The sequence below is a fragment of the Pseudomonas entomophila genome, from assembly GCF_018417595.1.
GTDB lineage: Bacteria > Pseudomonadota > Gammaproteobacteria > Pseudomonadales > Pseudomonadaceae > Aquipseudomonas > Aquipseudomonas entomophila_C.
In genome coordinates this window covers 5558147-5580478 of sequence record NZ_CP070982.1, presented here as the reverse complement: position 1 = coordinate 5580478, position 22332 = coordinate 5558147, and the positions used below count along the sequence as shown (strand labels likewise).

Sequence of the window (22332 nt, the reverse complement as noted above, 5' to 3'; positions counted from 1 at the left end):
AACGCCGGGGCACACCAATAAAAATTTGTATGGAGTTGAGTTTCCATGGCCAAGATCGCCCCGCAATTGCCAATCGAAGTCGACAGCGAGACCGGTGTCTGGACCAGCGACGCCCTGCCGATGCTGTACGTGCCGCGGCATTTCTTCGTCAACAACCACATGGGCATCGAGGAAGTGCTGGGCGCCGACAAGTACGCCGAAATTCTCTACAAGGCCGGCTACAAGTCCGCCTGGCACTGGTGCGAGAAAGAAGCCGAGTGCCATGGCCTGGAAGGCGTGGCGGTGTTCGAGCACTACATGAAACGCCTGTCGCAGCGTGGCTGGGGCCTGTTCCAGATCCAGGACATCGACCTCGACAAGGGCACCTGCAGCGTCAAGCTCAAGCACTCCGCATTCGTGTACGTCTATGGCAAGTGCGGCCGCAAGGTCGACTACATGTTCACCGGCTGGTTCGCCGGGGCCATGGACCAGATTCTCGCTGCCCGCGGCAGCTCGATCCGCACCGTGGCCGAACAGGTCTACGGCGGGTCGGAAGAAGGCCACGAAGATGGCCTGTTCGTTACGAAGCCGTTGTAAGCCGGAGACAGCGTCATGGCATTCGAAGCAATGTTCCAGCCGATCCAGATCGGCAAACTGACCATCCGCAACCGCGTGCTGAGCACCGCGCACGCCGAGGTCTACGCCACTGACGGCGGCATGACCACCGACCGCTACGTGAAGTACTACGAAGAGAAGGCCAAGGGCGGCATCGGCCTGGCGATCTGCGGCGGCTCGTCGGTGGTGGCCATCGACAGCCCGCAGGAGTGGTGGTCGTCGGTCAACCTGTCCACCGACCGCATCATCCCGCACTTCCAGAACCTCGCCGACGCCATGCACAAGCATGGCGCCAAGATCATGATCCAGATTACCCACATGGGCCGTCGCTCGCGCTGGGACGGCTTCAACTGGCCGACGCTGATGTCGCCGTCGGGTATTCGCGAACCGGTGCACCGCGCCACCTGCAAGACCATCGAGCCGGAAGAGATCTGGCGGGTGATCGGCAACTACGCGCAAGCGGCGCGCCGGGCGAAGGAGGGCGGCCTGGACGGCGTCGAACTGTCGGCCGTGCACCAGCACATGATCGACCAGTTCTGGAGCCCGCGGGTCAACAAGCGTACCGACGAGTGGGGCGGCACCTTCGAAGGCCGCATGAAGTTCGGCCTGGAAGTGCTCAAGGCGGTGCGCAAGGAAGTCGGCGACGACTTCTGCGTGGGCATGCGCATCTGCGGCGACGAATTCCACCCCGATGGCCTCAGCCACGAGGACATGAAACAGATCGCCGCCTACTACGACGCCACCGGCATGCTCGATTTCATCGGCGTGGTCGGCTCGGGCTGCGACACCCACAACACCCTGGCCAACGTCATCCCCAACATGAGCTACCCGCCGGAGCCGTTCCTGCACCTGGCGGCGGGCATCAAGGAAGTGGTCAAGGTCCCGGTGCTGCACGCGCAGAACATCAAGGACCCGAACCAGGCCACGCGTATTCTCGAGGGCGGCTACGTGGACATGGTGGGCATGACCCGCGCCCACATCGCCGACCCGCACCTGATCGCCAAGATCAAGATGGGCCAGGTGGACCAGATCAAGCAGTGCGTGGGCGCCAACTACTGCATCGACCGTCAGTACCAGGGCCTGGACGTGCTGTGCATCCAGAACGCCGCGACCTCCCGTGAATACATGGGCGTGCCGCACATCATCGAGAAATCCACCGGGCCGAAACGCAAGGTGGTGATCGTCGGTGCCGGCCCTGCCGGCATGGAAGCGGCGCGGGTGGCCGCCGAGCGTGGCCACGACGTGACCGTGTTCGAGAAGAAGGAACAGATTGGCGGGCAGATCACCATTGCCGCCAAGGCACCCCAGCGCGACCAGATCGCCGGCATCACCCGTTGGTACCAGCTGGAGTTCGCCCGCCTGAAGATCGACCTGCGCCTGGGCACCGCCGCTGATGTGGCGACCATCCAGGACCTGCGTCCGGACATCATCGTGCTGGCCGTGGGTGGGCATTCGTTCCTCGAGCAGAACGAGCACTGGGGCGCCGCCGAAGGGCTGGTGGTCAGCAGCTGGGACGTGCTCGACGGCAAGGTCGCGCCGGGCAAGAACGTGCTGGTGTACGACACCATCTGTGAATTCACCGGCATGTCGGTAGCTGACTTCATCGCCGACAAGGGCAGCCAGGTCGAGATCGTCACCGATGACATCAAACCGGGCGTGGCCATGGGCGGCACGACCTTCCCCACCTACTACCGCAGCATGTACCCGAAAGAAGTGATCATGACCGGCGACATGATGCTGGAAAAGGTCTACCGCGAAGGCGACAAGCTGGTGGCGGTGCTGGAGAACGAATACACCGGCGCGAAGGAAGAGCGCGTGGTCGACCAGGTGGTGGTGGAGAACGGCGTGCGTCCTGACGAGCAGCTGTACTACGCCCTCAAGGACGGTTCGCGCAACAAGGGCCAGATCGACGTGGAGGCGCTGTTCGCCATCAAGCCGCAGCCGATCCTCGGCCAGCCGGGCGAGGGCTACCTGCTGTACCGCATCGGCGACTGCGTGGCCCAGCGCAACGTGCATGCGGCGATCTACGACGCCTTGCGGTTGTGCAAGGACTTCTGATCGCACCGCCTCTAGAGGCGGGATTGGCCCCCCTGTAGGAGCGGATTCATCCGCGATGAGGCCGGCTCAGGCGGATGTGTTGTCGCTGCCGACGCCATCGCGGATGAATCCGCTCCTACAGGGCTCCGCGCCGCTCTTGGGAGCGGCGCAAGAATCCAGCTGTTGTGGGAGCCTCCCATGTTGAACACCCTTCTACCCATCCTGCTGTTCACCGCGCTGGCCCTGGCGGTGCTCGGTGCCCTGCGCCGGGTGCGCATGTGGCGGCGCGGGCGGCCGAGCAAGGTCGACCTGATCAAAGGCCTGCTGGCCATGCCGCGGCGCTACCTGGTGGACCTGCACCATGTGGTCGAGCGCGACAAGTACATGTCCAAGACCCACGTGGCCACCGCAGGCGGCTTCGTGTTGTCGGCCGTGCTGGCGATTCTGGTGCATGGTTTCGGCCTGCACAGCAAGATTCTCGGCTACGCCTTGCTGGTGGCCACGGTGATCATGTTCACCGGTGCGATCTTCGTCTTCAAACGCCGCCTGAACCCGCCGTCGCGCCTGTCAAAGGGCCCTTGGATGCGCTTGCCCAAGAGCCTGCTGATGTTCGCGGCGAGCTTCTTCATCGCCACGTTGCCGGTGGCCGGCATCCTGCCGGAGGGTACGGGTGGCTGGGTGCTCGTCGTTGTGCTGGGGATTGGCGTGTTCTGGGGCGTGTCCGAGCTGTTCTTCGGCATGACCTGGGGCGGCCCGATGAAGCACGCCTTCGCCGGCGCCCTGCACCTGGCCTGGCACCGCCGCGCCGAGCGCTTCGGCGGCGGTCGGTCCACCGGCCTCAAGCCGCTGGACCTGGAAGACCCGAATGCGCCGTTGGGTGTGGAAAAACCGGTCGATTTCACCTGGAACCAACTGCTCGGTTTCGACGCCTGCGTGCAGTGCGGCAAGTGCGAGGCCATGTGCCCGGCGTTCGCCGCCGGCCAGCCGTTGAACCCGAAGAAGCTCATCCAGGACATGGTCATCGGCCTGGCCGGTGGCACCGATGCGCAGTTCGCTGGCAGCCCTTATCCGGGCAAGCCGGTCGGTGAGCATGGCGGCCACCCGCACCAGCCGATCGTCAACGGCCTGGTCGACGCCGAGACGCTGTGGTCGTGCACCACCTGCCGCGCTTGCGTGGAGGAGTGCCCGATGATGATCGAGCACGTCGACGCGATCGTCGACATGCGCCGCCACCTGACCCTGGAGAAGGGCGCCACCCCGAACAAGGGCGCCGAGGTGCTGGACAACCTGATCGCCACTGACAACCCTGGCGGCTTCGCCCCTGGCGGTCGGATGAACTGGGCTGCCGACCTCAACCTGAAACTGTTGTCCGACGTGAAGCGCACCGACGTGCTGTTCTGGGTCGGCGACGGCGCCTTCGACATGCGCAACCAGCGCACCCTGCGTGCGTTCGTCAAAGTGCTCAAGGCCTCGGGCGTGGACTTCGCCGTGCTCGGCCTGGAAGAGCGCGACAGTGGCGACGTGGCCCGGCGCCTGGGCGACGAGGCGACCTTCCAGCAACTGGCCAAACGCAATATCCAGACCCTGGCCAAGTACCGGTTCCAGCGCATCGTCACCTGCGACCCGCACAGTTTCCATGTGCTGAAGAACGAGTACGGCGCGTTGGGCGGCGAGTACCAGGTGCAGCACCACAGCACCTACATCGCCGAACTGATCGCCGCGAGCAAACTCAACCTCGGGCAGCACAAGGGCGGCAGTGTCACCTATCACGACCCTTGCTACCTGGGCCGCTACAACGGCGAGTACGAAGCCCCGCGCGACGTGCTCAGGGCATTGGGCATCGAAGTGCGCGAAATGCAACGTTCGGGCTTCCGCTCCCGTTGCTGCGGTGGCGGCGGCGGTGCGCCGATCACCGATATTCCCGGCAAGCAGCGCATTCCCGACATGCGCATGGACGATATCCGCGAGACCCAGGCAGAGCTGGTGGCGGTGGGGTGTCCACAGTGCACGGCGATGCTCGAGGGCGTGGTCGAACCGCGCCCACAGATCAAGGATATCGCCGAGCTGGTGGCCGACGTGCTGATCGAAGAAGACGCGCCTGCAACCGCCAAGGCGCAGGCCGCAAAACGTGAACCTGCGGAGGTGCATTGATGAGCGACATCATCCGCCGCGACCCACGCGCCGAGTGGATCGCCCGTAACCGCCTGCACCCTTTGCATGCGGCGATGCAGACGCAACAGACCAGCTGGATGGGCCCCAATGGCGTCATCCGCAAGAACCCGCACGCGATCGCCGCCGGTTTCATCGGCCCCAACGGTCTCAAGCGCATCGACCGCAGCGGCGCCCAGCAGGGCACCGGCGTGGGAGGGCGGCGCACGGCTGCCGCCGAGGTGCAGTTGCCGCTGCACCAGGTGGCGGAGCCTGCCTTCTACATCGCCGTGGTGCCGGACATGGTCGGCGGCCGCCTGGGCAGCCACGACCGCGACCTGCTCGGCCTGGCCCACAGTTTGGCCGGCAGCCACGGCGCGGTGCTGGCCATCGTCTTTGGCGAACATAAGGAAAACAACTTTTCCACAGCCGGCGTCGACCGTTTGCTGGTCATCGAGGGCGAGGCGTTCGAGGGGTATGCACCGGAGCAGCTGGTGCAGGGCCTGCGCGCTGTGGATAACCAGTTCTCCCCACGCCACTGGCTGCTACCCGACAGCCGCAGCGGTGGCGGCGAACTGGGCCGGCGTTTCGCCGCGGCCCTGGGCGAGCGCCCGGCGACGCGGGTGTGGCAGGTCAAGGATGGCCAGTGCATCGGCCGTGCCGGGGCCGGTCAGCAAGATATTCAACGCGATCTGCCACGGTTGATCCTGGGCGCCACCGAATGCGCCGAACCGGTTAGCGAAACCCGCCACGAAGCGCTGCCCGTGGAGTTGTCCACAGGTGTGGCGCGCAGCCTGTCGCGCATCGAGGACCTTGGTTCGGTGGCCGTGGACCCGGCCGCCATCGCCATGGCCGAGGCCGAGTTCATTGTCTCGGGTGGCAACGGCGTCAAGGACTGGGACCTGTACCACAAGGCCACGGCGGCGCTCGGCGCCACCGAAGGCGCCTCGCGGGTAGCGGTGGATGACGGCTTCATGCCGCGCAATCGCCAGGTCGGAGCCACCGGAACCTGGGTCACGGCGCGGGTGTACGTGGCTGTGGGTATCTCCGGCGCCATCCAGCACCTGCAGGGCATCGGCGCCTGCGACAAGGTGGTGGCGATCAACATGGACCCGGGTTGCGACATGATCAAGCGGGCCGACCTGTCGGTGATCGGCGACAGCTCGGCAATTCTTCAGGCATTGATCGACGCTGTGGATAACTACCGCAGCGGCGGCCAGCGCGACGCGGCATAGGGGCAGCGAGCATGAGTACGAAAGTCATCAGCCTGGTCTCGATCGGCGCCCACCCCAGCTCCGGCCGCGCCCGCCGCGCTGAGCAGGACGCGCGCGCCGTGGAACTGGGTTTGCAGCTGGCTGGGGATAACTTGCTGGTAGTACATGCCGGCGATCCGCGTGAAGAGGCCCTGCGTGCATACCTGGGCATGGGCCTGGCGCATCTGGATGTCCTGGAGCAGCCTGCCGGCGCCGATGTGCTCGGCGTGCTGGGCGACTACCTGCGTGATGCCGGCGCCCAGCTGGTGCTGGCAGGCAGCCAGGCCGAGACGGGTGAAGGTTCGGGCATGCTGCCGTTCCTGCTGGCCGAGAAGCTGGGTTGGCCGTTGGTGGTCGGGCTGGCCGAGGTGGAATCCATCGAGAACGGCACCGCGCAGGTGCTGCAGGCCTTGCCCCGGGGTCAGCGGCGTCGCTTGAAAGTGCGCCTGCCGTTGCTGGCGACTGTGGATAACGCCGCGCCCAAACCACGCCAGAGTGCTTTTGGCCCGGCGCGTCGAGGTGTGTTGGCGGCGCGCAACGTGACGGTGGTGGAGGACCCGGTGCTGGGCGAAGATGCCCTGCAACCCGCTCGTCCACGGCCGAAACGGCTCAAGGTGATCAAGGCCAAGAGTGGCGCCGACCGCATGAAGGCTGCCACGGCCAAGGCCAGTGGTGGAGGCGGCAAGGTGCTCAAGGATGTTTCTCCACAGGAAGGGGCTGAGGCCATCCTCAAACTGCTGGTGGAGGAGGGGGTGCTGCGCTGACCTGTTGTACCCAAAATCTGTTGGGGGGTCTGTGGATAAAGTGTTTGCGTATTGCTGCAGGCCTTTGTTCATAGGGCTTACAAGGTGTTGGTCGATTTTTGATCAGTTAAAGCCACGACCCGTTCGTGGCTTTTTCGTTTCTGCGCTGGGGTGGAGAGTGAATATTGCCCACAATGGCTGTTGGCTGGTCTGTGGATAATATGTTTGGTGTGCGCTACAGGCATTGATTTCATTGGCTTTGACAGTTTTGGTCAAAAAGTGATCAGTAGGCCTTCGTTCTGCCTGGAAATCAGTATTTTCAGGGGGTTGTGGCGTTATCCACAGTAGATTTTCACACAGGGACCGTTTTGCTCACAAAGTCTGTTGGCGAAGGTGTGGACAAGTTGTTTGGATAACTCTGGAACCATTGAATTCATTGGCTTACACAAAATTGATCGAAATTTGATCAGTTTAGTGCTTGCAGTTTTCCGAAGAGTTTCCACAGTTGCTGTTGGTCGCGCTGTGGATAAAGTGTTGGTGGGTATCTGCGCGCCTTGAGGGACGTGGGCTGCAAGATTTTGAACGTTTTTTGATCAGAGCCACACCGCGTCCCCGTGTGGATAGTTGCGCAAGCTGCGTTGCGAACGCTATAGCGGGTAGTTCTCAAGCGGTGGGCATGGGCGGGCGATTGTCATCCGTGATCTCCTCTGCGCAGGGGAGCGTCTGGATATCGGACTATCTGGGGGCGGCGCGACATTGAGGCTGGATGTAACGTAGGCAGCGCAACCCGTGTAGGAGCCAGCAGGCTGGCTCCTACGGGATGGGGAGTGTTTACAGATTATTGCGCCTTGATCTCCTTGAGGTAGGACGCAGGCTCGGCGCCAAGATTGTTCAACAAACGCTGGCTGTACCAGTCGATGAAGTTCACCACGCCGAATTCATAGGTCTTCGAATAGGGCCCTGGCTGGTAAGCCGTGGAGTTGATCCCGCGCTGGTTCTCTTCGGCCAGGCGGCGGTCCTGGTCGTTGGTCGCGTCCCAGACCTTGCGCATGTCCTCGGGGTTGTAGTCGACCCCCTCCACCGCATCCTTGTGCACCAGCCACTTGGTGGTGACCATGGTCTCCTGCGCGCTGATCGGCCACACGGTGAACACGATCATGTGGTCGCCCATGCAGTGGTTCCACGAATGCGGCAGGTGCAGGATGCGCATCGAGCCCAGGTCCGGGTTCTTGATGCGGCCCATCAGCTTCTGGCAGGCCTGCTTGCCGTCCATGGTCATCGACACCGTGCCCTTGAGCAGCGGCATGCGCACGATGCGGTTACGCAGGCCGTGGCTCTTGTGCAGGTACGGGATCTTCTCGGCTTCCCAGGCGGCGGCGGAGGCGGCCACGTGGTCCTTGAACTCCTGGCTGGCGCGGGGGTCGTTGGTGTCGTCCCACTCCAGCAGCGTCTTCAGCAGCTCGGGGTGCGAGCCGTTGCAGTGGTAGCACTCGCGGTTGTTCTCCAGCACCAGCTTCCAGTTGGCCTTTTCCATCAAGGTGGTCTGCACCGCCACCTTGGTGTTCTCCATGTCGTACGGTTCCATGTAGTGGTCGAGCGTTGCCAGGAACTCGTCGATGGCCGGCGGGTTCTCGGCCAGGCTGATGAAGATGTAGCCACCGGCCACCTTCACGTTCACAGGCTTGAGGCCGTACTGGTTCATGTCGAAGTCGGCGCCCATCTCGGTGCCGGCGAACAGCAGGCGGCCGTCGAGCTCGTAGGTCCACTGGTGGTACGGGCACACCAGTTTGGCCACCTTGCCCTTTTCACTGACGCACAGGCGCGAGCCGCGGTGGCGGCAGACGTTGTGGAAGGCATGCACCTTACCTTCCGCGCCACGCACCACGATGATCGGGTTCTTGCCGATCTGCAGGGTGATGTAGTTGCCCTTGGCCGGGATCTCGCATACCAGGCCGGCGATCAGCCACTCCTTGTGGAAGATCTCCTGCATGTCGATCTGGAACAGGCGTTCGTCGCTGTAGAACGGTTGCGGCAGCGAGTAGGTGCGCTCGCGGGTCTGCAGCATCTCGGCGGTGGCCTTGCGTGCAGGTTCCAGTGGATCGCCCAGGCTCAGGGTTGCGGTGACGTCCATCGTGTGGTCCTCAGGGCCGTGGTCGGCCGGCGAAAGGTGGCTAATCGTTTCGTTGTTTTTATGCCGCAAGGCTGCTGTGGATAAACAACCTGTTCTTTTGCCGGAGTGTGCGTTCGAGCCGGGAAACGGCCATGTCCACGGGCGACATGGCCGAATCGAATTCCGACGCGCCAACCCTTGTAGCGCGGGGCTGGTCGCGATAAGCACGCCGATGTCGCGGATGGGAATGTACACAGCCCCAGGCTTGCGCATTATCGGAGCCATAAGAAAGGCCGACAGTCGGCTGCTGGAGATGAACATGTCCGATACCTTCCTCAATCCGGTCACCACCCAGACCTGGGCCAATGGCCGCCACATCGTGCGCTGCGTCAAGGTCATCCAGGAGACCTGGGACGTGCGCACCTTCTGCTTCATGGCCGACCAGCCGATCATGTTCTTCTTCAAGCCCGGGCAGTTCGTCACTCTTGAACTGGAGATCGAAGGCAAGCCGGTGATGCGCTCGTACACCATCTCCAGTTCGCCGTCGGTGCCCTACAGCTTCTCCATCACCGTCAAGCGCGTGCCGGGCGGGCTGGTGTCGAACTTCCTCCACGACACCATGCACGAAGGCGCAGAGCTGCCGGTGCACGGGCCGGTGGGGCTGTTCAACGCCATCGACTACCCGGCGGGCAAGGTGCTCTACCTCTCCGGCGGTGTCGGCATCACCCCGGTGATGTCCATGGCGCGCTGGTTCTACGACACCAACGCCAATGTCGACATGGTGTTCGTGCACAGTGCCCGTTCACCGAAGGACATCATCTACCACCGCGAGCTGGAGCAGATGGCCTCGCGCATCCCCAACTTCAGCCTGCACATCATTTGCGAGAAGCACGGGCTGGGCGAGCCGTGGGCGGGCTATCGCGGCTACCTGAACCAGCGGTTGATGGAGCTGATCGCCCCGGACTACCTCGAACGCACCATCTTCTGCTGCGGCCCGACGCCCTATATGAGCGCGGTCAAGCGCATGCTCGAAGCCGTCGGTTTCGACATGAAGAATTACCACGAGGAATCGTTCGGCGCGACGCCGCCAGAGGCCAAGGCCGATGCGGTCGAGCACGCCGAGCAGGCCGCCGATGCACCGGAAGTGGATGTGGCCGACCTCAACCTGGTGGAGTTCGTCGGCAGCGACAAGAGCATCCGCGTGGCCCCGGGCGAGACCGTGCACGCGGCGGCGGCCAAGGTCGGGCTGATGATTCCCAAGGCCTGCGGGATGGGGATCTGCGGCACCTGCAAGGTGCTCAAGCTGGGTGGCGAAGTGGAGATGGAGCACAACGGCGGGATCACTGAAGAGGATGAGGCCGAGGGCTACATCCTGTCGTGCTGCAGCGTACCGAAGGGGGATGTGCGGATCGAGTACTGATCCGAGAGTGCATGGGGCTGCTGCGCAGCCCATCGCGGCACAAGGCCGCTCCTACAGGGTTACGCGTTTTCCTGTAGGTGCGGCCTTGTGCCGCGAAAGGGCCGCAAAGCGGCCCCGGCTTTTTCAGGTACGGAACCGGGCCACCAGCCCGCTCAGGTCCACCGCCAGGCGCGACAGCTCGGCGCTCGCCGCGCTGGTCTGGTTCGCCCCGGTGGCGCTCTGCACCGACAGGTCGTTGATGTTCACCAGGTTGCGGTCCACCTCGCGGGCGACCTGGGCCTGCTCCTCGGCGGCGCTGGCGATCACCAGGTTGCGCTCGTTGATCTGCGCCACCGCCCCGGCAATGGTATCCAGCGCAAGGCCCGCGCCACGGGCGATGTTCAGGGTCGACTCGGCGCGCTCGGTGCTGGTGCGCATCGAGTCCACGGCCTGCTCGGTACCACCCTGGATGCTGCCGATCATCCGCTCGATCTCGCTGGTGGACTGCTGGGTGCGATGCGCCAGGGCGCGTACCTCGTCGGCGACCACGGCGAAGCCACGGCCGGCTTCACCGGCGCGGGCGGCTTCGATGGCAGCGTTGAGCGCCAGCAGGTTGGTCTGGTCGGCCAGGCCACGGATCACGTCGAGCACCTTGCCGATATCGCGCGATTGCTCGGCCAGGTGGGTGATCAGCTTGGCGGTGGCCTGCACGTCGCCGCTCATGCGCTCGATGGCGCCCACGGTCTCCATCACCAGGTCACGACCATCGCCGGCCGAACGGCTGGCTTCGCTGGAGGCCTCCGAGGTGCTCACCGCGTTGCGCGCCACTTCCTCGACCGCGCTGGTCATTTCGGTGACGGCGGTGGCGGCCTGCTCGATCTCGTTGTTCTGCTGCTGCAGGCCACGGGCGCTCTCGTCGGTGACGCTGTTGAGCTCCTCGGCGGCCGAGGCCAGTTGGGTGGCGGAACCGGCGATCAACTGCAGGGTGTCGCGCAGCTTGTCCTGCATCTTGGCCATGGCTTTCAACAGGCGCGCGGCCTCGTCGGTGCCTTCGGCGTCGATGTGGTGGGTGAGGTCTCCCTCGGCGATCTGCTCGGCGGATTTCAGCGCTTCGTCGATGGGCTTGACGATGCTGCGGGTGAGCAGGAAGGCGAACAGCAGGGTCAGCACGGTGGCGGCCACCAGCAGGCTGATCACCAGGCCGAAGGCGCCGCTGTACTGGCTGGCGGCGGCTTCATTGGTGGCGCTGGTCTGGTCGGTGTTGATACGTACCAGGGTGTCCATGACCTTGTTGATCTGCTCGGAGTTGTCCAGCAGCTCACGGTTGAGCAGGTCGCGCAGGGCGTCGAGGTCGCCGGCCTGGCCCAGGGTGCGCATACGCGCCTCGAGCTGGCGGTACTGGTTCAGCAACTGGCTGTACTGGTCGTAGGCGGACTGTTCGTCGGCGGCGCTGATCAGCGGCTCGTAGGCACGGCGGGCCTTGTCGATCTGGGCGTTGCGTTCGTCCAGCAGGCGCAGCGTCTCCTGCTGGGTGGCGGGCTCGCGGTTGAGCAGCAGGCGGTAGGAGAGGGTGCGCAGGCGCAGGTTCAGCGCGGTCAGCTCATCGAGGGTCTTGATGCTGGGCACGCTGACTTCTTCGATGGTCACGCCGGCCTGGCGGATGTTGCCCATCTGGATCAGGGAGAACACACCCAGGCCGAGCATCAGCAGGCCGATGACCGAAAACCCGAGCAGCGCACGCGGGGCGATGTTCATGTTGCGTAGGGACATGGAGGCGGTATCCAAGGCAGTGAGGGGGCCGCGATCCATGCGACGGAAAAAGACCTACCTGCCTATCGGTCGTGACCGGCCAGTCTTGAGTGGCCGATGGTGAAAGTGTGAAGTCGCTAACGAACTTCCTGACCAGCGGTTGCCGCAGGTTGGAACAAGGGGGGCGATATCCGGTCAACCTCCCCAGGCAAAAACCTTTTGAATCCGATATTTAATGGCGGGGGCGCAGGTTTTTCCTTATCGTGTGCGCCCTTTGCAACAACCCGAGATAGACGCATGTTGGAAACTTCCCTGAATCAACTCGAGCAACTGGTCAGCGACCTGATGCACAAGAACGCGCAACTGGCCGAGCAGAACGCCAGCCTCAGCCAGGAACTGGCCCAGGCCAAGGAAGAGAACGACAGCCTGCAGTTGTCGCTGATGGAACAGGAAGAGAAGCACGGCGCCACCGCCGCCCGCATCCAGGCCCTGGTCGAGCGCGCCAGCGCGGGTGTCGTGAACGCATGAGACGGCCAGAACAGCCGATCAATGTCGTGTCGATCCTCGGCAACGACTATTCGCTGAAGGCCCCCGAGGGCCAGGAAGACACCCTGAACCAGGCCGTGCGCATGCTCAATGTCGCGCTGGCCGAGACCAAGCGCCAGTTCCCGACCCTGATCGGCGACAAGCTGCTGGTGCTGGCGGCCCTGAACCTGTGCTCCAAGCAGATCGAGTTGCAGCGCGAGCACGACCGCACCCTCGAGCGCACCCAGGCGCAGATCGACGCCACCGTCGATGCCATCAGCCGAACCATCGGCGACCAATAACAAAAGAATGCGCAACCCCTGTAGGAGCCGGCTCCTACAGGGGGTATTTGTATTGTTCAATATCGGTGGATTGATCGGATACTTGAGTGTATACACTTTCCCAAAAACAATAATTGGCGGGGAAGATTGGCATGCGTATCTGGCGGCGGAGTATCCAGTGGCAACTGATCGCGAGCATGGGCGGCGCCCTGCTGGCGAGCATTCTGGTAGTGGTGGCGATCTATACGGTGGCGGTCAACCGCCTCACCGAGCGCTACCTGGTCGACACGGCGCTGCCGGCCAGCGTCGAGGCGATTCGCAATGACATCGAGCGCATGCTCGGCCAGCCGCTGGTGGCGGCGGCGGACATTGCCGGCAACACCCTGCTGCGTGACTGGCTGGCTGCCGGGGAAGATCCCGCCGAGCTGCCGCGCTTCATCGAATACCTGGAGGCCGCCAAGCAGCGCAACAAGGCCTTCACCACCTTGTTCGCCTCCACCAGCACCGGCCACTACTACAACGAGAAGGGGCTGGACCGCACCCTCAGCCGCGCCAACCCCAAGGACAAGTGGTTCTACGGTTACATCGACAGTGGCGCCGAGCGCCTGATCAACATCGACATCGATGGCTCCACGGGCGAGTTGGCGCTGTTCATCGATTATCGAGTGGAGAAGGCTGGCCAACTGGTCGGCGTGGCCGGCATGGGCCTGCGCATGACCGAACTGTCGAAGCTGATCCATGACTTCAGCTTCGGCGAGCACGGCAAGGTGTTCCTGGTGCGCAACGACGGCTTGATCCAGGTCCATCCCGACCAGCAGTTCAGCGGCAAGCGTCAGTTGGCCGAGCAGTTGGACGCGGAGGCGGCCAAGGCTGTGATGAGCGGCGCCGCTGGACTGCGCAACACCCGCTTCGACCGCGACGGGGAGCGTTATCTGGCACTGGGCCTGCCCCTGCGCGACCTGAACTGGACCCTGGTCGCCGAGGTCCCGGAAGCCGAGATCTATGCACAGATGCGCCATGCCGTCTGGCTGACCAGCCTGATTGGCGGCGCGGTCGCGCTGGTGTCGCTGTTGCTGGTGGTGCTGCTGGCCCGCGGGTTGGTGCGGCCGATCCGTCAGGTCACCGCGGCGTTGGTGCAGATTGGCAGCGGTGGAGGCGACCTCAGCCATCGCCTGGACGACTCGCGCCAGGACGAACTGGGCGACCTGGCCCGGGGCTTCAATCGCTTCCTCGACAGCCAGCGCGGGCTGATCGGCGAAGTGCTGCGCACCACCGAGCGCCTGCACCTGTCGGTCGAGCAGGTGACCCAGGTGGTGGACAACACCGCCGACCGCTCCGGGCGGCAGCAGGAAATGACCGAGATGGTCGCCACTGCGGTGCATGAGATGGGCCTGACCGTGCAGGACATCGCGCAGAACGCTGGCGCTGCCGCGCACGCTTCGCAGTCTGCACGCGACGAGGCGTTGCAGGCGCGGGAGGTGGTGCGTCGTTCGATCCACGGTATCGAGGGCATGTCCGGCGAGATCGGCCGTGCCGCCGAGGCCGTCGCGCAACTGGCCGACGAAGTCGCCTCGATCGATGAGGTGTTGGCGGTGATCCGCAGCATTTCCGAACAGACCAACCTGCTGGCGCTCAATGCCGCCATCGAGGCTGCGCGGGCTGGCGAAATGGGGCGTGGCTTCGCTGTCGTCGCCGATGAGGTGCGCACCCTGGCGCGGCGCACCCAGGTGTCCACCGACGAGGTGCAGCAGATGATCCACCGTCTCAAGCAAGGCGCGGGCACCGCCGTGGCGTCGATGCAGGCGGGACAGCAGGCAACCGGTAGCGGTGTCGAAGCAAGCCAGCGTACGGGCACGTCGCTGGGGGCGATCACCGACCAGGTCGAGCGCATCAGCGACATGAACCACCAGGTGGCCACGGCGACCGAGGAACAGTCGGCGGTGACCGAGGAGATCAACCGCAACGTGCAGGGGATTTCCGACCTGGCGCGGCAGACGGCCAGTGAAGTGCAGGGGTGTCGCGAGGAGTGCCAGGCGTTGCGTGGGTTGGCCGATGACCTGGCGCGGCAGATGGGTGGGTTCAGGCTTTAGGCATAGGGTGCTGGCCTCTTCGCGGGTAAACCCGCTCCCACAGGCGTTTCGTCGAGCCCTGTGGGAGCGGGTTTAGCCGCGAATGAGGCCTGTCAGGCGCCGAAGATGGCGCGGATGTCCGCCGCCAGTTCGCGCACCCGCGACTCCTGCGTATCCCACGAACACATGAACCGCGCGCCACCGCTACCAATGAAGGTATAGAAGCGCCAGCCCTTGTTGCGCAGGGCCTCCAGTGCATGCTCCGGCATCTGCAGGAACACCCCGTTGGCTTCCACCGGGAACATCAGTTCCACCCCCTGCAAGTCACTCACCAACGTTGCCAGCAACTGCGCGCAGTGGTTGGCGTGCTTGCCATGGCGCAGCCAGGCGCCATCTTCCAGCAGGCCCACCCACGGCGCCGACAGGAAGCGCATCTTCGACGCCAGTTGCCCGGCCTGCTTGCAGCGGTAGTCGAAGTCCTCGGCCAGCTGGCGGTTGAAGAACAGGATCGCCTCGCCCACCGCCATGCCGTTCTTGGTGCCACCGAAGCACAGCACATCGACGCCGGCCTTCCAGGTCAGCTCGGCCGGCGAGCAGCCGAGGAACGAGCAGGCGTTGGTGAAGCGCGCGCCATCCATGTGCAGGTTCAGGCCCAGCTCCTTGCATGTTGCGCTGATCGCCTTGAGCTCTTCAGGGCGATACACGGTGCCCACTTCGGTGGCCTGGGTGATGGTCACCACGCGGGGCTTGGGGTAGTGGATGTCTTGGCGCTTGAGCGCCACTTCGCGGATCGAATCAGGCGTCAGCTTGCCGTTGACGCTGGCGGCGGTCAGCAGCTTGGAGCCGTTGGAGAAGAACTCCGGCGCGCCGCATTCGTCGGTCTCGACGTGGGCGGTCTCGGAGCAGATCACGCTGTGGTAGCTCTGGCACAGCGAGGCCAGGGCCAGGGAGTTGGCGGCGGTGCCGTTGAAGGCGAAGAACACCTCGCAGTCGGTCTCGAACAGCTTGCGGAAGTATTCCGAGGCGCGTTCGGTCCACTGGTCGTCGCCGTAGGCGCGTTGGTGGCCGTGGTTGGCCTTTTCCATGGCCGCCCAGGCTTCGGGGCAGATGCCGGAGTAGTTGTCGCTGGCGAATTGTTGGTTGTTATCGGTCATGACGCCTGTCCTTTTGTACGACGCAGGAACGCACTCTAAACCATCGATTCAGCGGTTGCCTATGCAGGAGCGGCTTCAGCCGCGAAAGGGGCGCGAAGCGGCCCCTGGATCCATGGCAAGGCGCGAATCGTTGGGGGCTGCGGTGCAGCCCTTTCGCGGCTGAAGCCGCTCCTGCAGAGGATTCGCGAAGTCTGCAGGTGAATGTCGTAAACGCGCCATTGCAAGGCGCGCGCAGGCATCTGTACCGCCGTGCCCGGTCATACCATCGCTGCAAAGGGTGGGAAAACCCTCACCAGACAAGAAACGATCGCTGCCGGGAGATACACGATGTTCAGCAAGCAAGACCAGATCCAGGGTTACGACGACGCACTGCTGGCGGCGATGAATGCCGAGGAGCAGCGCCAGGAAGATCACATCGAGCTGATCGCCTCGGAGAACTACACCAGCAAGCGCGTGATGCAGGCCCAGGGCAGCGGCCTGACCAACAAGTACGCCGAGGGCTATCCGGGCAAGCGCTACTACGGTGGTTGCGAGCACGTCGACAAGGTGGAAGCCCTGGCCATCGAGCGCGCCAAGCAGCTGTTCGGCGCCGACTACGCCAACGTCCAGCCACACTCCGGCTCCTCGGCCAACAGCGCCGTGTATCTCGCCCTGCTGCAGGCCGGCGACACCATCCTGGGCATGAGCCTGGCCCACGGCGGCCACCTGACCCACGGCGCCAAGGTGTCGTCCTCGGGCAAGCTGTACAACGCCGTTCAATATGGTATCGACACCACCACCGGCCTGATCGACTACGACGAAGTCGAGCGCCTGGCCGTCGAGCACAAACCGAAAATGATCGTCGCCGGCTTCTCGGCCTACTCGAAGACCCTCGATTTCCCACGCTTCCGCCAGATCGCCGATAAAGTCGGCGCGCTGCTGTTCGTCGACATGGCCCATGTTGCTGGCCTGGTCGCCGCCGGCCTGTACCCGAATCCGATCCCGTTCGCCGACGTGGTCACCACCACCACCCACAAGACCCTGCGCGGTCCGCGTGGCGGCCTGATCCTGGCCAAGAGCAACGAAGAGATCGAGAAGAAGCTCAACGCCGCGGTGTTCCCCGGCGCCCAGGGCGGCCCGCTGATGCACGTGATCGCCGCCAAGGCGGTGTGCTTCAAGGAAGCGCTGGAACCAGGCTTCAAGGCCTACCAGAAGCAGGTGATCGAAAACGCCCAGGCCATGGCCCAGGTGTTCATCGACCGCGGCTACGACGTGGTCTCCGGCGGCACCGACAACCACCTGTTCCTGGTCAGCCTGATTCGCCAGGGCCTGACCGGCAAGGACGCCGACGCCGCTCTGGGCCGCGCCCACATCACCGTCAACAAGAACGCCGTGCCCAACGACCCGCAGTCGCCGTTCGTCACCTCGGGCCTGCGCATCGGCACCCCGGCCGTCACCACCCGTGGCTTCAAGGTCGCCCAGTGCGTGGCGCTGGCCGGCTGGATCTGCGATGTGCTGGACAACCTGGGCGACGCCGATGTCGAGGCCGATGTGGCCAAGAACGTCGCCGCCCTGTGCGCCGACTTCCCGGTCTACCGCTGAGTGGAGCAGAACACCATGCAACGTTATTCAGGCTTCGGCCTCTTCAAGCACTCCCTCAGCCACCACGAGAACTGGCAGCGCATGTGGCGCACGCCAACCCCGAAAAAGGTCTATGACGTGGTCATCGTCGGCGGTGGCGGCCATGGCCTGGCCACCGCCTACTATCTAGCCAAAGAGCACGGCATCACCAACGTGGCGGTGGTCGAGAAGGGCTACCTGGGCGGCGGCAACACCGCCCGCAACACCACCATCGTGCGTTCCAACTACCTGTGGGACGAGTCGGCGCACCTGTACGAACACGCCATGAAGCTGTGGGAAGGGCTCTCGCAAGACATCAACTACAACGTGATGTTCTCCCAGCGCGGCGTGTACAACCTGTGCCACACCCTGCAGGACATCCGTGACTCCGAGCGCCGGGTCAACGCCAACCGCCTCAATGGCGTGGACGGCGAGCTGATCCGCACCGAGCAGGTCGCGGCCGAGATCCCGTATCTGGACTGCTCGAAGAACACTCGCTACCCCATCCTTGGCGCCACCGTGCAACGGCGTGGCGGCGTGGCCCGTCACGACGCCGTGGCCTGGGGCTTCGCCCGTGCCGCCGATGCCCTGGGCGTGGACCTGATCCAGCAGACCGAGGTGATCGGCTTCCGCAAAGAGAACGGCGCCGTGATCGGTGTCGAAACCAACAAGGGCTTCATCGGCGCCAAGCGCGTCGGCGTGGTCACCGCGGGCAACTCCGGGCACATGGCCAAGCTGGCCGGCTTCCGCCTGCCGCTGGAGTCGCACCCGTTGCAGGCGCTGGTATCCGAGCCGATCAAGCCGATCATCGACAGCGTGATCATGTCCAACGCCGTGCACGGTTACATCAGCCAGTCCGACAAGGGCGACCTGGTGATCGGTGCCGGTATCGACGGCTGGGTCGGCTACGGCCAGCGCGGTTCGTACCCGATCATCGAGCACACCCTGCAGGCGATCGTCGAGATGTTCCCGATCCTCTCCCGCGTGCGCATGAACCGCCAGTGGGGCGGCATCGTCGACACCACGCCGGACGCCTGCCCGATCATCTCCAAGACCCCGGTGAAGAACATGTTCTTCAACTGTGGCTGGGGTACCGGCGGCTTCAAGGCCACCCCGGGCTCGGGCAACGTCTTCGCCGCGAGCCTGGCCAAGGGCGAGATGCACCCGCTGGCCGCGCCTTTCTCCATCGACCGTTTCTACAATGGTGCGCTGATCGACGAACACGGCGCCGCTGCCGTCGCCCACTGACCCGGAGACAACCGTCATGTTGCAAATCTTCTGTCCCCACTGCGGCGAGCTGCGCTCCGAGGAAGAATTCCACGCGTCGGGCCAGGCGCACATCGCCCGCCCGCTGGACCCGAACGCCTGCTCCGACGAGGAGTGGGGCACCTACATGTTCTTCCGCGACAACCCGCGTGGCATCCACCACGAACTGTGGGATCACGTCGCCGGCTGCCGCCAGTACTTCAACGTCACCCGTGACACCGTGACCTACGAGATCCTGGAAACCTACAAGATCGGCGAGAAGCCGCAGGTCACCGCAACTTCGAAGCAAAGTACCGCGCCAGCGACCGCCAAGGGCCAAGGGGAAAAAGTATGAGCCAGACCTATCGCCTCGCCAGCGGCGGCCGTATCGACCGCAGCAAGGTGCTGAACTTCAGCTTCAACGGCAAGACCTACCAGGGCTATGCCGGTGACACTCTAGCCGCCGCGCTGCTGGCCAACGGTGTAGACATCGTCGGGCGCAGCTTCAAGTACTCGCGCCCCCGCGGGATCATCGCCGCCGGCACCGAAGAGCCGAACGCGATCCTGCAGATCGGCTCCAGCGAAGCCACCCAGATCCCCAACGTGCGCGCCACCCAGCAGGCCCTGTATGCAGGCCTGGTGGCCAACAGCACCAACGGCTGGCCGAACGTCAACAACGACATGATGGGCATCATCGGCAAGGTCGGCGGCAACATGATGCCGCCTGGGTTCTACTACAAGACCTTCATGTATCCCAAGTCGTTCTGGATGACCTACGAGAAGTACATCCGCAAGGCGGCGGGCCTGGGTCGCGCGCCGCTGCAGAACGATCCGGACAGCTACGACTACATGAACCAGCACTGCGACGTGCTGATCGTCGGCGCCGGCCCTGCCGGCCTGGCTGCCGCACTGGCTGCCGCACGCAGCGGTGCCCGGGTGATCCTGGCCGACGAGCAGGAAGAGTTCGGCGGCAGCCTGCTCGACAGCCGTGAAACCCTCGATGGCAAACCGGCCGCCGACTGGGTCAACGCCGTGGTAGCCGAGCTGGAAAGCCTGCCGGAAGTCACCCTGCTGCCGCGCAGCACGGTCAACGGTTACCACGACCACAACTTCCTCACCATCCACGAGCGCCTCACCGACCACCTCGGCGACCGAGCGCCAATTGGCCAGGTGCGCCAGCGTGTGCACCGTGTTCGCGCCAATCGCGTCGTGCTGGCCGCGGGTGCCCACGAGCGTCCGCTGGTGTACGGCAACAACGACCTGCCGGGCAACATGCTGGCGGGTGCCGTGTCCACCTACGTACGCCGCTATGGCGTGGCGCCGGGCCGCAAGCTGGTGCTGTCGACCAACAATGACCACGCCTACCGTTGCGCGCTGGACTGGCACGATGCCGGTCTGCAGGTGGTCGCCATCGCCGACGCCCGCCACAATCCGCGTGGCTCGCTGGTCGAAGAGGCCCGCGCCAAGGGCATCCGTATCCTCACCTCCAGCGCCGTGATCGAGGCCAAGGGCAGCAAGCACGTCACCGGTGCCCGCGTGGCCGCCATCGATGTGCAGGCGCACAAGGTCACCAGCCCTGGCGAAACCCTCGAGTGCGACCTGATCGCGACTTCCGGCGGCTACAGCCCGGTGGTGCACCTGGCCTCGCACTTGGGCGGTCGCCCGGTGTGGCGTGAAGACATCCTCGGCTTCGTGCCAGGTGACGCGCCGCAGAAGCGGGTGTGCGTCGGTGGTGTGAACGGTGTCTACGCCTTGGGCGATGTGATCGCCGACGGTTTCGAAGGCGGCGTGCGCGCAGCCACCGAGGCCGGCTTCAAGGCCAGCGCCGGCACCCTGCCGAAAACCTTGGCGCGCAAGGAAGAGGCCACCGTGGCGCTGTTCCAGGTGCCCCACGACAAGGGCACCGCCCGGGCGCCCAAGCAGTTCGTCGACCAGCAGAACGACGTCACCGCCGCCGCCATCGAGCTGGCCACCCGCGAAGGCTTCGAGTCGGTCGAGCACGTCAAGCGTTATACCGCCCTGGGCTTCGGCACCGACCAGGGCAAGCTGGGCAACATCAACGGCCTGGCCATCGCCGCCCGCTCGCTCGGGATAGGCATCCCGGAAATGGGCACCACCATGTTCCGCCCCAACTACACGCCGGTGACCTTCGGCGCGGTGGCGGGCCGGCACTGTGGCCACCTGTTCGAGCCGGTGCGCTTCACCGCGCTGCATGCCTGGCACATCAAGAACGGCGCCGAGTTCGAGGACGTTGGCCAGTGGAAACGCCCGTGGTACTTCCCCAAGCCCGGCGAAGACATCCACACCGCCGTGGCCCGCGAATGCAAGGCCGTGCGTGACAGCGTCGGCCTGCTGGACGCCTCGACCCTGGGCAAGATCGACATCCAGGGCCCGGACGCGCGTGAATTCCTCAACCGCATCTACACCAACGCCTGGACCAAGCTCGACGTCGGCAAGGCCCGCTACGGCCTGATGTGCAAGGAAGACGGCATGGTCTTCGACGACGGCGTGACCGCCTGCGTCGGCGACAACCACTTCATCATGACCACCACCACCGGCGGCGCCGCCCGCGTGCTGCAGTGGCTGGAGCTGTACCACCAGACCGAATGGCCGGAGATGAAGGTGTACTTCACCTCGGTCACCGACCACTGGGCGACCATGACCCTGTCCGGCCCCAACAGCCGCAAGCTGCTGGCCGAGGTCAGCGACATCGACCTGGACAAGGAAGGCTTCCCGTTCATGAGCTGGAAGGAAGGCCTGGTCGGCGGCGTGCCGGCGCGGGTGTTCCGCATCTCGTTCACCGGTGAACTGTCGTACGAGATCAACGTCCAGGCCAACTACGCCATGGGTGTGCTGGAGCAGATCGTCGAGGCGGGCAAGAAATACAACCTCACGCCGTATGGCACCGAGACCATGCACGTGCTGCGCGCCGAGAAGGGCTTCATCATCGTCGGCCAGGACACCGACGGTTCGATGACCCCGGACGACCTCAACATGAGCTGGTGCGTGGGCCGCAACAAGGCGTTCTCGTGGATCGGCCTGCGCGGCATGAACCGCGAAGACACCGTGCGCGAGAACCGCAAGCAGCTGGTGGGCCTGAAGCCGGTCGACCCCAACGTGTGGCTGCCGGAAGGCGCCCAGCTGGTGTTCGATCCGAAGCAGCCGATCCCGATGGACATGGTCGGCCACGTCACTTCCAGCTACGCGGCCAACTCCCTGGGTTATTCGTTCGCCATGGGCGTGGTCAAGGGCGGCCTCAAGCGCCTGGGCGAGCGGGTGTATTCGCCCCAGGCCGACGGCAGCGTGATCGAGGCCGAGATCGTGTCTTCGGTGTTCTTCGACCCGAAAGGCGAGCGGCAGAACGTCTAAGGCCCGGAAGGCAAACGGTGTCTGGCTGGCAATGAGGTCCCTGTAGGAGCGGGCTTA

General features: G+C 64.6%; 16 protein-coding genes and 2 pseudogenes. 14 read left to right on the top strand and 4 right to left on the bottom strand.

Translation table 11 applies throughout. The features are described from left to right. Positions 1-45 precede the first annotated feature (45 nt). The 5 genes from JYG34_RS24410 (at position 46) to JYG34_RS24390 (ending at position 6796) form a co-directional block, all read left to right on the top strand. Complete coding sequence (locus tag JYG34_RS24410; RefSeq protein ID WP_028688448.1) at positions 46-576, top strand: DUF5943 domain-containing protein; 531 nt, start codon at positions 46-48, stop codon at positions 574-576. Between the two features lie 15 nt (positions 577-591). Further along, entirely contained in the window at positions 592-2652 is a 2061-nt protein-coding gene (gene dgcA, locus JYG34_RS24405) for a dimethylglycine demethylation protein DgcA (RefSeq protein WP_213658714.1), read from the top strand. Positions 2653-2829: 177 nt separating this feature from the next. Next, positions 2830-4782: a dimethylglycine demethylation protein DgcB gene (dgcB, locus tag JYG34_RS24400; RefSeq protein ID WP_213658713.1), complete on the top strand. Its 1953-nt coding sequence runs from the start codon at positions 2830-2832 to the stop codon at positions 4780-4782. Further along, positions 4782-6014, top strand: coding sequence for an electron transfer flavoprotein subunit alpha/FixB family protein (locus JYG34_RS24395; protein WP_213658712.1), 1233 nt, complete (start codon positions 4782-4784; stop codon positions 6012-6014). Before dgcB ends, JYG34_RS24395 begins: the two co-directional genes overlap by 1 nt. An 11-nt stretch (positions 6015-6025) precedes the next feature. After that, positions 6026-6796: an electron transfer flavoprotein subunit beta gene (locus JYG34_RS24390; protein ID WP_213658711.1), complete on the top strand. Its 771-nt coding sequence runs from the start codon at positions 6026-6028 to the stop codon at positions 6794-6796. An 817-nt stretch (positions 6797-7613) separates the two neighbouring features. Here JYG34_RS24390 and gbcA read toward each other — a convergent pair. After that, positions 7614-8906 carry a glycine-betaine demethylase subunit GbcA gene (gene gbcA, locus JYG34_RS24385; RefSeq protein ID WP_011536156.1) on the bottom strand — a complete coding sequence of 431 codons (1293 nt, stop codon included), beginning with the start codon at positions 8904-8906 and terminating at the stop codon, positions 7614-7616. Positions 8907-9204: 298 nt separating this feature from the next. On the opposite strand from gbcA, the gene gbcB reads away from it, so the two are divergent. Continuing rightward, entirely contained in the window at positions 9205-10305 is a 1101-nt protein-coding gene (gbcB, locus tag JYG34_RS24380) for a glycine-betaine demethylase subunit GbcB (protein ID WP_213658710.1), read from the top strand. Between the two features lie 123 nt (positions 10306-10428). On the opposite strand, the gene JYG34_RS26795 is transcribed toward gbcB, so the two are convergent. Further along, positions 10429-11292: a methyl-accepting chemotaxis protein gene (locus JYG34_RS26795; protein WP_431196970.1), complete on the bottom strand. Its 864-nt coding sequence runs from the start codon at positions 11290-11292 to the stop codon at positions 10429-10431. Continuing rightward, positions 11284-12039, bottom strand: a pseudogene (locus JYG34_RS26790) (MCP four helix bundle domain-containing protein); the annotation flags it as partial. The gene JYG34_RS26795 and the pseudogene JYG34_RS26790, both read right to left, overlap by 9 nt. A gap of 291 nt (positions 12040-12330) precedes the next feature. On the opposite strand from JYG34_RS26790, the gene JYG34_RS24370 reads away from it, so the two are divergent. The 4 genes and pseudogenes from JYG34_RS24370 to JYG34_RS26780 all read left to right on the top strand — a co-directional run bounded on the left by JYG34_RS24370 (position 12331) and on the right by JYG34_RS26780 (position 14929). Beyond that, entirely contained in the window at positions 12331-12561 is a 231-nt protein-coding gene (locus tag JYG34_RS24370) for a hypothetical protein (RefSeq protein ID WP_011536153.1), read from the top strand. Continuing rightward, entirely contained in the window at positions 12558-12860 is a 303-nt protein-coding gene (locus JYG34_RS24365; RefSeq protein WP_011536152.1) for a cell division protein ZapA, read from the top strand. Before JYG34_RS24370 ends, JYG34_RS24365 begins: the two co-directional genes overlap by 4 nt. A 131-nt stretch (positions 12861-12991) precedes the next feature. Further along, positions 12992-14065 (top strand): annotated as a pseudogene (locus tag JYG34_RS26785) (HAMP domain-containing protein); the annotation flags it as partial. A 126-nt stretch (positions 14066-14191) separates the two neighbouring features. Continuing rightward, a complete protein-coding gene (locus JYG34_RS26780; RefSeq protein ID WP_434011796.1) occupies positions 14192-14929 on the top strand; it encodes a methyl-accepting chemotaxis protein in 738 nt (245 codons plus the stop codon). 92 nt (positions 14930-15021) lie between these two features. Here the strand turns inward: JYG34_RS26780 and JYG34_RS24355 are convergent, their stop codons facing one another. Next, positions 15022-16062, bottom strand: a complete 1041-nt coding sequence (locus JYG34_RS24355) for a threonine aldolase family protein (protein ID WP_213658707.1) — start codon at positions 16060-16062, stop codon at positions 15022-15024. Positions 16063-16389: 327 nt separating this feature from the next. On the opposite strand from JYG34_RS24355, the gene JYG34_RS24350 reads away from it, so the two are divergent. The 4 genes from JYG34_RS24350 to JYG34_RS24335 are packed head-to-tail and all read left to right on the top strand — an operon-like array spanning position 16390 to position 22275. Then, positions 16390-17643: a serine hydroxymethyltransferase gene (locus JYG34_RS24350; RefSeq protein WP_213658706.1), complete on the top strand. Its 1254-nt coding sequence runs from the start codon at positions 16390-16392 to the stop codon at positions 17641-17643. Positions 17644-17658: 15 nt separating this feature from the next. Next, a complete protein-coding gene (locus tag JYG34_RS24345; protein WP_011536148.1) occupies positions 17659-18909 on the top strand; it encodes a sarcosine oxidase subunit beta family protein in 1251 nt (416 codons plus the stop codon). A gap of 16 nt (positions 18910-18925) precedes the next feature. Continuing rightward, entirely contained in the window at positions 18926-19261 is a 336-nt protein-coding gene (locus JYG34_RS24340; protein WP_011536147.1) for a sarcosine oxidase subunit delta, read from the top strand. After that, positions 19258-22275, top strand: a complete 3018-nt coding sequence (locus JYG34_RS24335) for a sarcosine oxidase subunit alpha (protein WP_213658705.1) — start codon at positions 19258-19260, stop codon at positions 22273-22275. Before JYG34_RS24340 ends, JYG34_RS24335 begins: the two co-directional genes overlap by 4 nt. Positions 22276-22332: the final 57 nt, after the last annotated feature.

What these genes read in the sequence shown, in the direction of transcription:
- dgcA (WP_213658714.1), top strand. Translation starts at nt 592, where the DNA reads ATGGCATTCGAAGCAATGTTCCAGCCGATCCAGATCGGCAAACTGACC.
- JYG34_RS24390 (WP_213658711.1), top strand. Translation starts at nt 6,026, where the DNA reads ATGAGTACGAAAGTCATCAGCCTGGTCTCGATCGGCGCCCACCCCAGC.
- JYG34_RS24345 (WP_011536148.1), top strand. Translation starts at nt 17,659, where the DNA reads ATGCAACGTTATTCAGGCTTCGGCCTCTTCAAGCACTCCCTCAGCCAC.
- JYG34_RS24350 (WP_213658706.1), top strand. Translation starts at nt 16,390, where the DNA reads ATGTTCAGCAAGCAAGACCAGATCCAGGGTTACGACGACGCACTGCTG.
- JYG34_RS26780 (WP_434011796.1), top strand. Translation starts at nt 14,192, where the DNA reads ATGACCGAGATGGTCGCCACTGCGGTGCATGAGATGGGCCTGACCGTG.
- gbcA (WP_011536156.1), bottom strand. Translation starts at nt 8,906, where the DNA reads ATGGACGTCACCGCAACCCTGAGCCTGGGCGATCCACTGGAACCTGCA.
- JYG34_RS24410 (WP_028688448.1), top strand. Translation starts at nt 46, where the DNA reads ATGGCCAAGATCGCCCCGCAATTGCCAATCGAAGTCGACAGCGAGACC.
- dgcB (WP_213658713.1), top strand. Translation starts at nt 2,830, where the DNA reads ATGTTGAACACCCTTCTACCCATCCTGCTGTTCACCGCGCTGGCCCTG.
- JYG34_RS24340 (WP_011536147.1), top strand. Translation starts at nt 18,926, where the DNA reads ATGTTGCAAATCTTCTGTCCCCACTGCGGCGAGCTGCGCTCCGAGGAA.
- JYG34_RS24365 (WP_011536152.1), top strand. Translation starts at nt 12,558, where the DNA reads ATGAGACGGCCAGAACAGCCGATCAATGTCGTGTCGATCCTCGGCAAC.
- JYG34_RS24335 (WP_213658705.1), top strand. Translation starts at nt 19,258, where the DNA reads ATGAGCCAGACCTATCGCCTCGCCAGCGGCGGCCGTATCGACCGCAGC.
- JYG34_RS24395 (WP_213658712.1), top strand. Translation starts at nt 4,782, where the DNA reads ATGAGCGACATCATCCGCCGCGACCCACGCGCCGAGTGGATCGCCCGT.
- gbcB (WP_213658710.1), top strand. Translation starts at nt 9,205, where the DNA reads ATGTCCGATACCTTCCTCAATCCGGTCACCACCCAGACCTGGGCCAAT.
- JYG34_RS24370 (WP_011536153.1), top strand. Translation starts at nt 12,331, where the DNA reads ATGTTGGAAACTTCCCTGAATCAACTCGAGCAACTGGTCAGCGACCTG.
- JYG34_RS24355 (WP_213658707.1), bottom strand. Translation starts at nt 16,062, where the DNA reads ATGACCGATAACAACCAACAATTCGCCAGCGACAACTACTCCGGCATC.
- JYG34_RS26795 (WP_431196970.1), bottom strand. Translation starts at nt 11,292, where the DNA reads ATGCAGGACAAGCTGCGCGACACCCTGCAGTTGATCGCCGGTTCCGCC.